Source organism: Paenibacillus vulneris (assembly GCF_039543185.1).
In the GTDB taxonomy this organism is placed as follows: domain Bacteria; phylum Bacillota; class Bacilli; order Paenibacillales; family NBRC-103111; genus Paenibacillus_S; species Paenibacillus_S vulneris.
Genome location: NZ_BAABJG010000029.1, coordinates 181886 through 196018, shown reverse-complemented (window position 1 = coordinate 196018; position 14133 = coordinate 181886). Strand labels below are relative to the sequence as shown.

General features: G+C 53.7%; 9 protein-coding genes. 4 read left to right on the top strand and 5 right to left on the bottom strand.

The window, feature by feature from the left end; genetic code table 11:
- Positions 1-64 precede the first annotated feature (64 nt).
- The 3 genes from ABEA66_RS25735 to ABEA66_RS25725 form a co-directional block, all read right to left on the bottom strand.
- Positions 65-2305, bottom strand: a complete 2241-nt coding sequence (locus tag ABEA66_RS25735; RefSeq protein ID WP_345592044.1) for a helix-turn-helix domain-containing protein — start codon at positions 2303-2305, stop codon at positions 65-67.
- Positions 2306-2412: 107 nt separating this feature from the next.
- Positions 2413-5427 (bottom strand): chondroitinase family polysaccharide lyase, encoded by a 3015-nt coding sequence (locus ABEA66_RS25730; protein WP_345592042.1) that lies wholly within the window; start codon positions 5425-5427, stop codon positions 2413-2415.
- Between the two features lie 51 nt (positions 5428-5478).
- The gene (locus ABEA66_RS25725) at positions 5479-6132 is read right to left on the bottom strand and encodes a YesU family protein (protein WP_345592312.1); all 654 of its coding nucleotides are present in this window, start codon (positions 6130-6132) and stop codon (positions 5479-5481) included.
- A 403-nt stretch (positions 6133-6535) separates the two neighbouring features.
- Between ABEA66_RS25725 and ABEA66_RS25720 the strand changes: the two genes are divergently transcribed.
- The 3 genes from ABEA66_RS25720 to ABEA66_RS25710 all read left to right on the top strand — a co-directional run bounded on the left by ABEA66_RS25720 (position 6536) and on the right by ABEA66_RS25710 (position 11986).
- Positions 6536-8191, top strand: coding sequence for a stalk domain-containing protein (locus ABEA66_RS25720; protein ID WP_345592040.1), 1656 nt, complete (start codon positions 6536-6538; stop codon positions 8189-8191).
- Between the two features lie 245 nt (positions 8192-8436).
- Entirely contained in the window at positions 8437-10254 is a 1818-nt protein-coding gene (locus tag ABEA66_RS25715) for an ABC transporter ATP-binding protein (RefSeq protein ID WP_345592310.1), read from the top strand.
- Complete coding sequence (locus ABEA66_RS25710) at positions 10247-11986, top strand: ABC transporter ATP-binding protein (RefSeq protein ID WP_345592038.1); 1740 nt, start codon at positions 10247-10249, stop codon at positions 11984-11986. Before ABEA66_RS25715 ends, ABEA66_RS25710 begins: the two co-directional genes overlap by 8 nt.
- A gap of 51 nt (positions 11987-12037) precedes the next feature.
- Here ABEA66_RS25710 and ABEA66_RS25705 read toward each other — a convergent pair whose 3' ends face one another.
- Positions 12038-12319, bottom strand: coding sequence for a hypothetical protein (locus ABEA66_RS25705; protein WP_345592036.1), 282 nt, complete (start codon positions 12317-12319; stop codon positions 12038-12040).
- A gap of 20 nt (positions 12320-12339) precedes the next feature.
- On the bottom strand, positions 12340-13620 hold the full coding sequence (locus ABEA66_RS25700; protein WP_345592034.1) for an ArsB/NhaD family transporter: 1281 nt from the start codon (positions 13618-13620) through the stop codon (positions 12340-12342).
- A gap of 274 nt (positions 13621-13894) precedes the next feature.
- Here ABEA66_RS25700 and ABEA66_RS25695 point away from each other — a divergent pair, with 274 nt between their 5' ends.
- Positions 13895-14059 carry a hypothetical protein gene (locus ABEA66_RS25695; RefSeq protein WP_345592032.1) on the top strand — a complete coding sequence of 55 codons (165 nt, stop codon included), beginning with the start codon at positions 13895-13897 and terminating at the stop codon, positions 14057-14059.
- Positions 14060-14133: the final 74 nt, after the last annotated feature.

Below are 14133 nucleotides of genomic sequence, written 5' to 3'. Positions count from 1 at the left end.
AGGCGAAGTCCGGTTGTACGGCTGCTTCGACTTACGTCAGGGCTGTTCAATATCATGGGGCTGATCAAGCGCGCTGCTGCTTGCGGTATTCTCCGGGAGTGACTCCGACGGATTGCTTGAACTTGCGTATAAAGCTGGACACGTCGTAATATCCGACCTGCAGTACAATTTCTTTAACGGAACGATCGTCCGTACGGAGAAGCAGCTTCGCCTGATCGATGCGGATTTCATTCAAATAATCCATCACGGTACGACCTGTCTGCTCTTTAAAATAACGGCTTAAATAGGACAAGGACAGCGAGAAATGGTCCGCAATCTTTTGCACGGAAAAGTCCGGCTCATTGTAATGATTCTGAATATACTGCGTTATTTGATCAATCAGTGCCGTCGGGGACGCCGGCTTATGCTCCTTGAGCGACTCGCAGAGCGTAGCGCAGGCGGTAGTGAACAAATCGGCTATTTCATCCAGCGTGGTGAAATCGGTCAATGCCATAACATCGGGAAAGCTTCCGTTGGAGCTCCCCGGCTGCTTTTTCTCAACCACCGCTATGAATTTGCGGATCATATCGTAGCAGAGCTCTCTGGCGATGAACAGCGTCAGCCCGCTTTGCTTCATGCGGACGGCGATCTGCTGAACCTCCTCCGAGATCCGGTCCGGACTGCCGTGCTGCAGCACGATATCCAGATCATCAAGCACCCGTCTCGGATTAAACACATCCTCATAATGATGTGCCATCATTTCATCGAAGAACAAGGCTCTCTGGCTGCCCCGGATCAGCTTGTAATCGATGGCGGTCGAAGCCTCCAGATAAGACCGGCCGACCTGGGTCAGCTCGGCGTATACGTTTCCGACCCCCATAGTAATGGGAGCCTCGAACACCGTGCTTAAATGCTCATGCAGCTGCAAAAGCCATGCCTTCCACTCCTCCGGCGGGCCTTCGACAGACAGGATGAACATCGCCCGCTTGTCCTCCAGGCTGTCCTTGGAATAGCCGATGTAGCGGCCTCCGAGCTTCTGATCCACCTCCTGAATCAGTCTGTCCTTATAAGGGACCAAGGAGGACGGATACTCCAGAATCATCACCGCGGCAAGCGGATTCGGAAAGACGATGCCCACTTCCTTGCCCCGCTCATTCATGTCCTCCAGCGTCTTCATCTCGCCTTTCAAGAGGCTCCCTAATAGATGCTCCTTGACGGCGTACCGGTTCTCCTCCAGCTTGCGGCCCAGCAGACGGTTCGAATTGACCATATCATGAATGACGCTGCCGATGGCTTCAAATTCATTCGCTTTGCGAATCGACTGTCCGCGAACCGTCTCCACCAGCGAAGCCAGCCGCTTGACCGGCTTGTAGTTAAACAGCATGACGAGATAGACCAGCAGCGATCCGGCAAGAAAGATAATCAGCAGACTGTTGATCCATTCGACAATAACCCGGTTGACCGGGGCCATGACGGAGGATTGAGGCTGCATCGTGACGTAGAGCAGTCCGCTCTTGGCTGATTTTTGATACGTAACGGCATACGGTTTATTCATAATATCGAGCTGCGAGCTTCCTCTTTCCTCCGTCAGCTGCTTGTAGAAGGCAGGATCCTTCAAATAGTCCTCCTGCTTGTATGCGGACAGCACCTGCCCCTTGGAGTCGAATACGACGGCATTGCCCTGCGGCAGCGTCAGCTCCGGATTCAGCCCCTTCAGCAGCATGTCCTCCTTCAGCATGAACATGACGGTTCCATAGGGACGCTGGCTATTGATCGGTATCGGGACCAGATACGTTATGAACCGCTGGAACGGAAGCCCCTCAATCTTCACATCCTCGGCAGGCCGCAGCAGCGGCGCGGACAGACTGTTCAAATCCTCCGAGAATTGCTTACCGTTCCAATCGGAATAATGATAAAAATCCGTCACGAAGTCTTTCACTTTATACACGCTCAGTGAAGAGTACAGGTAATCCGTCCCTCGAATGTTAAGCAGAATTTCGCGGATGCTATCGTCCACGACCTTGCTTTCCAGCACTTTTTTGCCTTCATACATGCTGAGCGTATCATGAGTAAGAACATAAGGGGAGAGCTCCGGCGTCTGGGTAATTTGCCCGGCTATTTTGTTCATCTGGATCAGCTTCTGATCCACTTCGTCCTGCAGCTTATCGAGCAGCGCCTGATTATTCCTCTCCACTTCATTGCCTACAATATCGGCCAAACGCAGATACCCGGTCGTCCCCAAAAAAAGCAACGGAAGCAGGAGCAATACTATGTAGGACAAAAGGTACCGATAAAAGACCGGCAGCCGGTTAATCGCTGATTTCATCCCATCATCCCCTCCGTATGGTTCTCGATGTAAGCCCGGTGAAGCTGACGGTCCGCTCTCCCGGCCGCCCGGCAGGCTTCCTCTCCCGCTTCTTGTTCACCGTGCATTTAATGATGGAGCCTCGTAAGCGTCAGCTGCTGAGGCATCGCATCCTGGCACGTCAGCTCTACAATAGTGCAATCGGTACCGCCTTCGACGACGCGGATGCGGCTGTCCTCTCCTTGCCCGGTCCAGCTCCCTTTGAGCGTTATCCGCAGCATATGCGGCCTGCTCTCGGCATGAACCCATGCACGGGAATATAAGCTGACCTCCACCTGCCTGCCGTTCTCGTCATACTGATCGGGCTCCGTACCCTCGTATAACCGGAGATCCGGATCTACTGCGCTGACAATCAATCGGTCACCGTCCTCCCGAACCATCACCATGCAAGGGGTATCCACGGCGGATACAGGGCCTATGTTTGCGCTTTCATTCGCCTCGAACCAGGCATAGGCCGTCGTCCGGCTCTCCCGGTCATACACTGCATGCACTGAACGGTCCTTGCGGAGCACGGTATATGCCGCCTGATCCGGTACAAGCATGGCGTCGTAAAACCGCTTGATCCCCTCGTGATCCGTCTGCACGAGCATCGCGTATTCATAGCCTGCGCCTTTGGGAGCCGTTCCATGATGAAGCCACGCAGCCGCAAACCGGCCCTCCGTATCGGCATCCGTCGCCAGGTGCTTCGAATGCTGAAGCGACTTCGATACGCCCAAGGTTTGACCTGCCGGAATGTAGTATCCATTGCCCTTATTATCTAACATCCATGCCGGGTTGTCTAATTCCAATTCCCTGCCATAAGGGAACCTGTGGACAGCCTTATCCGCATTCAGCCATAGGGCTTCGTTAGGATCGGCCAGATGGTTTTGAAACAGTGTAGTCCCGGTAGGATGCACATCATTCTCGTTCTCGATATCGCTCCCGAGGCAGATAATCCGGTTATCGAAGAAGAAAAAGGATTTTCTTGCCCGATGCGACCCCTCATACTTGGGATGCTCATGCAGCTTCATCCCGAACATCCCGTTGCACCCTTCCAGATGCAAGCCGCCGGCGTAGGTTTCATCGGAAATCAGCATCTCCTCGAACCCGCTGAACGTATCCACGTTGCGTACATCGGAACGCAGCTCGGCGATAGGCTTGTAAATCGTCGTCGTTCCCGGCCAGCGGTTCCAGTCCCAGCCGTCATGGTGATAGCCGCTGTCCTCATGATTAATAGGATCCCCATGACTCATAATTTGCAAATGCCCGTGCGAAATGTATCTTCCGTACAAATTGGCGCTGACATAAGTCTCGTTAGCCCACAGGTACCGGCTGTGCCCGCGGACTCCCGCCAGCCACGAGCCTCTGCGATGAATCGAGAGCGCCGCATAGTTCATCGTCCAATGGCCGTTCGGATCCGGCTCCGGCGTCAGACCCATAGCCTTCAGACGCTCCCCTGTCGCCGTCGGTTGACCGGGCTTCAGCAGCCGCAAATAGGCGGCGGCCGCCTCCTCATCAATTTCCTTCGTGCCGTCCGGCGTGCCGGCTAACGTCATATATTCGAACGGCTCGAGCTCGAGGGCCCATTTGCCGGTAGGATGTCGCGCCGACAAGCTGATCAGCCATTCGTATTTGTTCGAATAGAGTCTCATCGCCAGCAGCGCTTTGCGAACCGTCTCGTGCGCCTCCGGCGTCACCCGGTATTCCGTACCGCTGGTAAAGTACATAACCGGCGTCACGCCCAGAAACCCTCCGACGGCATAAGCGGGATAATGATTGACGTGATGATAGGCTGACCCGTCGATCTTATAAGCCGCGCGCAAGCCTCTTGCCGGAAGAAGCGACTGGCTCAGCCACAGCTTGAACGCCGTCAGCTCGCGAACCTTGTACGGCGTATCGTCCATGATCAGCAGGCTGGCGAGCATTCCGTGCAAGGTCGTATTGAAGATATCGACATTGCCCTCCACTTCTTCGAGCGGCGTATGAATGCGTCCCGCTCCGCTGAACCAATACATCGTGCGCTGAGTCCGGTCAAGACGCTCCTCCTCACGTAAAACGCGCCTCATTAAAAAAGCGGCCGGGTAAAAATAGCGGAAATTATAGCCGAAGTGATGCACCGTTCCCTGTGAGCTCCCATATGCCCAGCCCTGGTCCTCCAGATAGTCGGTCAAATCCATGAACATCTCTTTTAGCCGTTGCTTCCACTCCCCATGATCTGTAGAACGGTAGCAGACCGCGATATCCATCATGAGCCTCGTGTATTCCTGCAGCTGCACGCTGTTTGCAAGCCTCTTCAAACGGTCCTTCTCAGGCTCCGGAAAATGATCGAAGAAGGGAAGCTCCACCGGCCGTCCCGAGATACCGTCAGCGGAAAATGAAATATCATACGATGCGAATTTGCCTTCGATTCGCTGCATATCCTCCGCTGTCACGGGCCTTTTCTTCAGGAAGTATGCCTCGAACCGGTCCTCCATCCTCCGATGGCTGTCGAGCTGTGCTGGCGTTATCTCCTCCGGGACGGGAAGTCTCCGCTCCAGCTGTTTGAAGGCATACAAGCCGAGCCAATGAGCGTTCGCTGCCGTGTCCGCACGAAGATTGACGAACGGGACCTGAACATCCCGCGTATGAAACCGGGGATCAATAGGGGTGCACAGCAGCATTTGATCCATGTACAAGGTGCCTGCCCCGGCCGATTTCGGCCCCTTGATGATGAGACAATCCATCTCGGGATGAGGCGTTCCCTGCATATCCCGCTCGTATGCTACCCAGGCTGTGCGCCACCCCAGAAAATTAAGCCGAAAATCAAACCCGCAATCCACCTGCTCTCCATCCTTGCGGCCAAACTGGAAGGTCAGCTTATCCTGTATCGGGCGGGGATTATAAATCCATACCGCGAAGGAGGCTCTCGCCTGGCTCCTGGAGCCCTCCTGAAACGGCCGATACCCGATAGGCCCCCTGACCTTCAGCACCGCTTGGCCCGAATAATCCCATTGCAGGCTATGGGTTCCGTCCTTATACCGCCGATTGCTGATTGCAAGCCGTGACTGTCCGTCCGGTACGAAGCTCCCGGGAACACCATCCTCAAAGCTGTATATCACTGTCATCCTACTCCCTTCCATCCTTGGTATCCGCCCATACGGACCCTTATAGACGTTTTATTTCAACGCATAAACGGTCAAATTCGCATATTCCCCTACCAGCGGGGCCATCTGCCGGAAGCCGATCTTCCCTCCGCCCAGCCGCGGGCCGTAAGTGTGGCCGTCATCCGTCCATCGGAGGACGGTCAATCCGTTGACCGAGAAAGCGATGTCCGCTCCCTGCTTGATCAGCTCCATCCGGTAGACGCCCTGCGCATCCTCCACGTCCGGTATCGGATCCGCTCCCTGGCAGACGAGATGAGCCCCGCGGCTTTTGCGCAGGTTGCACGTGTGGAACGCCCGCTCCTCCGGATACCTGCGGCGGAAGTACGACACATGCAGAGCGTTGATATCCCCGCTGTGGTAATGCTCATACGGCCCTGTCCGCTCGGCCAGATGAGGAGCAAACAAATCCTCCCCTTGACGGCCGGTTGCGGCAAAGAACAGCATACAAAGCCCCGGCTCCCTTATCGGCCGAAAATCCCAGGCAACGGCAATGTCCGCCGGAAACGTCTCCGGACACCAAAATACAAAATTGGAGGCCTGCCCCTCCTCGGGGTCCAGCATATTCTCCATGCGCATGGCCCCGTTCGGAAACGATACGGATGCCTCTCCCTCCAGACGAAAACCGCTTACATCTTTCTCCGCAGCGAGAGGATTGTAATAAATCATCTGCTTCTGTACGTCCAACGCTTGTCGCTCCCCCTGGTTTAACCCTATAAATAATAAACAAGTTTAAGCAACAACCCGGGCGATTGTACATAAGCCGTTTCTTTCCGGGGATATGCGAAATTTGCTACATCCCGCAGCAGCAAGGGTTTCCGGATGTGCCAGGCTTGGCTTCACGCGGACCAAATCCTGAAAGCGAAGCCTATGGCGCTCCCTATGCAGACAACGCATTTTCTTCATACATACCGTAACTTATTCGCCTCTGCCTCGTTTATACTTATGAGCTGAAACTATAGGGACAAGCCAGCTGGAAACATTTTATTAAAGGGTTTGGCGGATAGCTGCCGAAATGTTAGAACAGCGGAAGTTGGATTTCAACAGATCAGCAAGAAAAGGAGGCATTCCATTGGTTTTAACAACACAAAGACTAGGCAAGTATATGATGCTGACGGCTCTGGCCTTTCTTATCTTATTCAGCAGTCTGGCACTGCCCGCAGACCGCGCGTTTGCGTTCAAATACGGCTATCAAGGAGCTCCGCAAAATACGGTCGGGGTTACCCGCCCCACGCTGACCTTTTATTTAAAGACGGACACGGACTTGATGCCGATCGCTTATTCCATGTTCTTGAACGGCACGAGTGTTCCCGCATCCTACGACAGGGAGCAAGGAGCCTTCACGTATACCCCGGACAAGGATTTGACACCCGGCAGCTATACGGTCCGCATGTCCGTAACCTTCAAGGGCTATCAGCCTCTGGAGGAATCCTGGACGTTCACGGTTGCCCAGAATGCCCAAAGCCAATTCGCGGCCGCAGGACCGGAGCAGCTGGCGGCATTTAATGCCCTTAATGATTACCGTACGCTATACGGGCTTCCTCCGGTCAAACTGAATGAACGGCTGAATGCCAGCGCCACCGCGCATGCGAGCTACTTGAATGTTAACGAGGTTAAGCAAACGAACAGCAGCCAGGAGAGCCTTCATCTGCAGGAGGCGGGCAAAAAGCAATTCATCGGAGCGACTCCGCTGGAACGCGCCGCTTACTACGGTTACACGTCCAAGGTCGGAGAAGATGCCGCTTATGTATCCGGAAGTACCAACGAAGCAATGGATTTGTTATTCGATGCGCCGTATCACAGAAATCCGTATCTTGATCCTAACGTGAGTGAGATCGGTGTCGGCAGGGTCGGCGACTATACGATCATTGAGTTCGGTTATGCATCTACGGTAACGAACCAGCTCGTCGTATCTCCCGTACCGGGAGACCGCTATGTTCCTACCACCTTTAACGGCAACGAGGACCCCGACCCGCTCCGTATTCATTCAAGCGCCAATTATCCGGTCGGCTATCCCATCATGGCCCAATATTACGGAACAGGGACCGACAAGGTGAAGCTTGTCAGCGCCGAACTGACCGATAACGCTAAGCAAAAGGTGGATATGCTCGTCAACACACCGGATAACGACGACAAGCTGACGAACGCCTTCATCCTCTTGCCCAGCAAGCCGCTGCAGGCCAACCAAACGTATCGTGTGAAGCTGAGCGTTCAAGTCACCAAAAGTGACGGCAGCACGGTGAATGACAGCAAGGAGTGGGATTTCACCACGGAACCGGTGGCTGGAATCGGTAAAACCAAGCTGCACCAAGACTCCGGCAAGTATAAGACTGCCGCCGTTACCGTGGCTCCGTTCTTACGTACGGCCAGCTTCGGGCTGGACGACAGCAGCTACTCCGTTGACGGCATCAGCTTCCCTATGAAAAGACAGCCTGCCATTGTCGACGGCTTCTCCTATTTGTACATCCGCGACCTCGCGGCCGCACTAGGGGCCGACGTGGATTGGGATAACTCCAAGCGGGCGGCCGTCTATACGAAGGGCAATATGAAAGTGACGCTGTATACAACCCAAAACGCCTATGAAGTGAATGGGCAGCTGAAGCAAACGGACACGCCGGCCCGTCTGATCGGCGAAAATACGATGGTACCCGTCCGGCTCCTTGCCGAAGTATTGGGTGCCAAAGTAGACTATATCGATGCAACACGTACCGTTAAGATGAGCTATTAATAAGTGGCTTCGCTCCATAAAAATTTAAGCCTCCATTGCGGCCTGCAAGCCTGCATTTGGGGGCTTTTTAGCATGCTTTTGTTCGCATTTCTAGAAAAAATAAGCGAACAGGAGAAAATAAGAGCTTTCATTTTCTGAAAATCCCCGCATCCGCCATCCCTATTGATGAGCTCCATTTCCCTTTTTGTACGAACACTTGTTTTTAAAGTTTGCCCCTTCTGAAGAAGCCCTGATAAGATAATGTCATTTCAAATAAATGGGAGTGGATACTAATTATAGCTCGTTTTCCGGAATGGATTACTTTTTTTACCAAGCAGCTGCTCCGTGCCAAGGGAGCTCTCCTGCTCGTATCGCTTCTGACGCTAGCGGTTGCGATATGCAGCGCACTGACTCCCGTCTATATAGGACAGGTCATTGATGAGCTCACGAAGCAGCAGAGCCCGGGGCTTCTAAGGCTGACAGCTCTCCTGCTCGCCTCCCTGCTGCTAACCGAGCTGCTCTCGGTACTACGGAAGTATGTTTCGACCAAGGTTATGATCAGGCTGACCTACGAATGGATCCATGATGCTTTAGCCGCTATCTTGAATACGTCGGCCGATTTCTTCACCCGGACTCCCAGGGGCGAAATGCTGCAGAGATGCATCCAGGACATCCGAACAATTCAGAAATTCGGGCTGTTTACCTTGCCCGGGTTCGTTCAGGAATGGCTGCTTGCCTGCACCGCTGCGATCATCATTTCAAACATCTATTGGCCTATCACCGTCATGATCATCCTCTGTTATATCGTATTGTTCCTGCCGGTCTACTTCTTCGCTAAGCGGCGGACCCAGTCCCGAAAGCAGTTTATGGTGCACAACGCCGTCCTGCGGCAAAGCCTGCTGGAACGATTAGAGTCCATCAAGCAAATCAAAATATTCGGAACCGAGAAGCACGAATACCGCCAGTTTCATTCAGAACAGCAGCGCTGGGCCGAGCTATCCCAGCAAGAAGGGATCGTCAATGCGACCTACAAGGGCCTCCAACGAATCCCCGATGCGCTGGCTCCTGCGCTCGTCTTCATGTTCGTCGGCTGGCAGGTCATGATGGGGACGGTAACCTTCGGTCAGCTGATGACCGTCATTGCGTTTATCCCGGCCCTCAATGCCCCGGTACGGACGTTCTTCGGCTTGTTCGTCGTCTTCGCAGATATCCGTCTCCGTGTGCAGGGGCTGCTGGAATATGTGGAGCTCCCTGTCGAGCCAGGGAAGAGGAACGGGCTCCGTCAGCTGCCAGATTACCGGGGGTTGCCGATCTCCTTTCATAATGTAACGGTACGGACGGATCGAGGCGCAAGCCTGAGCGGCGTTTCCTTCACGATCCAGCCGGGCGAGCATATCGCTATTGTCGGGCCGAGCGGAGCCGGCAAGAGCACGCTGCTCAAGCTGCTCACCAGGCTTCAGGAGCCGACCGAGGGAGAGATACGGTTCGGTAACATCCCGCTGAACGAGCTCGATGCTACGCAGCTTAGGAGTAGGACCGGTTATATGACGCAGGAGCCGGTTCTGTTCCGCGACACGCTGCTGAACAACCTGACACTGCTCAGGCAGGCGGATCAAGCAGAGGTCAGGACATGGATGCAAGCGCTGGACGCCGAAGATATCGCGGCGATGCTTCCCGACGGCTATAACACTGTTGTCGGAGATGGCAGCTTCCAGCTATCCGGCGGACAGCGGCAGCTGGTCGGTTTGATCCGCATTTTGCTGAAGAAGCCCGACCTGCTGCTGCTTGACGAGGCCACCTCTTCCCTCGACCAGACGAGCGAAGCCATGGTGCTGCAATCGCTGGAACGGCATATGCGGGGTATCACACGCATCAGCGTAACTCATCGCCTGAGGGGAGCGCAGCTGGCGGATCGTATCTTTGTCATCGATCAGGGCCGGCTCGTGCAAGCGGGGACTCATAACGAGCTGCTCACAGATCAAGACGGCGTATATGCCCGGCTATGGTACAGCGAGCAGCGGCAGGAGGTATTGCGGGAAACGCAGGATGCCGCCAAGGAACGAGGTGACCTTTCCTATGTCTGATATGCAAGTCCTACTAACCGACAACAAACGCAGAGCGATTCGGACCTATCTTCGACGGCAGCTCTACTCTCACCGGTGGATGCTGGCCCTTAATCTAGGTAACGTCGTCGTCCGAAGCCTTTTATTTCTCGTCCCTCCGGTCATGACCAAGTATGTGCTGGAGCAATTGCTCCCCCAAAGGGACTGGAATCTGCTGCTGTGGGTCAGCATGGGCATTGCTCTGGTACCTATCGTTGGCAGCGCCATGATCGTGCTTGAGGTGTTCGCCGACAAAGCGCTGCTGCGCCTGGCCGGTCTGGGGCGCGCCGATTTGTTCAACGGCCTTCAGCATCAGCCGCTGTCCTGGCTTCGCTGGCAGTCGCATGGCGATCTTATTACCCGTAGCCTGGATGATACGCAGAGCATAACCAACTTTGTCTCAGGCAGCTTCCTATGGATGTGCTTATTAACGGCCAGCATATCGGCCGGGGCCGCCGTCATGCTGTACCTTTACTGGAAGCTGGCTCTTATCATCCTCATCCTCTGGATCGGCCATGCGGTGCTGGTAACCCGGATCGGGCAGCATATCAAACAGAAAACCGCCGATGCAGCAAAGCAAACATCCCGCTTAACTGAATCTATGAGAGAAATCATCACCGGCGCACATTTCATTAAGTCGGCCGGAATTGAGGCCAAGGCGCTCGGTACCGTCGCCTCCTGCTTACAGGAGGAATGGAGTCATACGAACCGCACCATGCTCTACGAGCATCTGGCGCAGCTGTTCAACATGTTCCTTTCCTCCCTCTTCCTTGTGGTCATGTACTACGGGGGTGGAAGAGCCGTCATTCAAGGTGAAATTACGCTTGGTTCTCTCGTTGCTTTCATTGCTGTGTACAATTGGATACGCCCGTTTGCCATCACTTTGCTGGACACTTATGTCATCGGCAAAAAAGCAGCGTCAGCTGCGGACCGGGTTGCCGAAATAGCCTTCTCCCTCCCGGAACAAGCAAATACCTGCGCTGCGCCTGTCAGTGATTTCTCTATTCGGGCCGAGCAGCTTTCTTATTCCTACGGAGAGCGCCCTGTCTTGCGGGGCATCAGCCTCCATATTCCTTCCGGCTCGGTGGTTTCCATTGCGGGACATCGCGGGTCCGGTAAATCGACTTTAGCCGATCTGCTGCTCGGCCTTGCCGAGCCTGCCGCAGGAACGCTGCGTATCGGGGGCGTCCTGACGGACGAGCTGGACAAGGATTGGCTGCGCCGGCATCTGCTCTGCGTAACCCAAGACGCCTCGCTCCGAAGCGGCACGATTCTGGATAACATCGTGTACGGCTGCGAGAACGCTTCTCCCGATCAAGTCCGGGAAGCCGTCGAGCTCGCCGAGCTGGGCGATTGGCTGGCCGTTCTGCCGGATGGCCTGAACACCCAGGTAGGCGAGCAGGGCTTCTCCTTATCCGGAGGAGAGCGTCAGCGAATCGGTATTGCCCGTGCCCTGCTGCGAAAACCGGCCATTCTGATTCTCGATGAATCTACCTCCGCATTGGATTTGGGAACGGAACAGCGGCTTCTGAGCCGTTTAACCGCAGTTCTCAAAGACTCCACGGTTATTTTTATCACGCATCGCCTGTCGGCCGCCAAGCTGTCGGACCAAATTGTTGTCCTTCAAGACGGCGCCTTGGCGGAAGCCGGCACCTGGGAGGAGCTGATTGAGCGGAACGGAACGTTTCGAAAGCTTTGTCAGGACGCCGAATGATAAATCTGCACAGCAAAAGACCGCCCGGTGCTTCCGGACGGTCTCCTTCCCTTACTTCCACTCCACCCTTTGAAGGACTCGGTGCTTCATCAAGGATAAAATAAAGTCGGTATAAAAATCATGTCTCACAATAAACTGATACGCTTGATTCTTGAATGCATAGAAAAACACGTCGGTCAATACTTCATTATGCTCAAACCCGTTCTGGACCGCCTTCAGCTGCTCCTCTATCGATCCGCCTCCGATGACTCGAATACGGAATTCCACATCTTGCCCATTGGCCGTTTCACTAAGCTCGATATTTTGCTCATCATAGGTGTAAGTCAGCTTCATCCTTCCTCACCTGCCCTCGTTCATAGTAAGTACCTCAAGTAAATGTACGCGCTGGATAACACGATGGATAATATCATTAAAGGAAATCCGTATTTCAAATATTTCATGAAGGTAATAGGATACCCTTCCTTGCTGGCCAACCCGGCGACGACCAGATTCGCGCTGGCCCCGATCAGCGTTCCGTTGCCGCCCAGGCAAGCGCCCAAAGCGAGACTCCACCATAACGGCTCGAGGTTATCGACACCCATCGTCCCCATCTCCTGAATCATAGGAATCATCGTAGCTACGAACGGGATATTGTCGAGAAAGGCAGAGGCTATCGCACTAAGCCACAGGATGAGCATGGACGAGGCAAACAGGTCCCCCCCGGTAATCTCAACCGCCTTCTTAGCCAGCATAGCGATAACTCCGGTTTCTACCAGGCCCGCGACGAGAACGAACAACCCCACGAAGAAAAATAACGTAACCCATTCCACGCTGTGAAACGCTTTTTCCAGCATCCGTTCTCCCGTCAGAAGCAGGAGAAGAAACGCACCTGCCAGCGCAACCGTTGCCGATTCCATATGAAGCGTTTGGTGAAGGAAGAAGCCAAGGATCGTAACTCCAAGGACAATCAGACACTTCCTCAGCAATCTGCTGTCGGTGATCATCGAGTTTTCATCCATTTCCATAATGCTCTGCTGGAGCTCGGGAGTCGACTGTATCTGTTTACGGAACATCAAGAGAAATATAGGTGTATACACCAGCATAATAATAACGGCAATCGGCGTCAGGTTATAGATAAATTCCATAAACGTCAGTTCCTTGACTGCGCTGCCGATCATGATGTTCGGTGGGTCGCCGATTAGAGTGGCCGTCCCCCCCACATTTGATGCAATAATTTGTGTGAACAAAAACGGGATCGGGTTGATTCTAAGCTGCCTTGTGATGCTTAAAGTGACCGGAACCATGAGCAGGACGGTCGTCACATTATCCAGAAATGCGGAGCCCCCGGCTGTCAGAGCTACCAGGGCTATCAAAATTCGGGTCGGCTTTCCTTTGGCCAGCTTGGCCGCCTTCAGGGCAACATATTTGAAGAGTCCGGTCTCCGCCGTTATCCCTACGATAATCATCATGCCTACGAGCAAGCCGATCGTGTTGAAATCGATATGATGTATGGCCGTCTCTTGATTCACGATGCCCAGGACGATCATCAGAACGGCGCCTAGAATAGCGAGGATGGTGCGATGAATTTTCTCAGAAATAATCAGTGCATAAATGATTAAAAAGATGGCAATGGCCAAAATCGCTTGATGCTCCATACTTCCTCCTCTTTATTTTGCATTATTTTCGCCAAAATTTGCGTGAATGGATAAAAAAATACAAAAAGAGCCCTTGGGTGACAGGCTCCTCCTAAAATTCCGCATATGAAGATATAATTCGATCTTACCTGCTTTCTTCATGAAAGTAAAGCTTCCCCTTTCATAATCAGACTGAAAAAAGCAGATCGGAAACAAAAATAGACTTTCCCTCCGTCTGCATTCGCCGACTCCCCTGCTAGATTCATAGCAAAGGTAAACAGGGGAGGTGGCTGCGATGGGCAGAAAAAAGCAAAAAAACATCAATAACGTTCAAGTCGATAAAAGCAGAGTCAAGTTCAAAGCCGAACAATCGGCTAACGCTAGTGTGAATCAGGGAGGCAATGCATTCGCTATCAACGCTAACGAGCTGGGCGTTATCCGTGTTCGTACAGGCGGCTAATCATCCGCCAGGGAGACGATCGAGACGGGAAGGCAGGGAAATCACCCGCTCTCTCGCCTCTTGTTACATAAGTG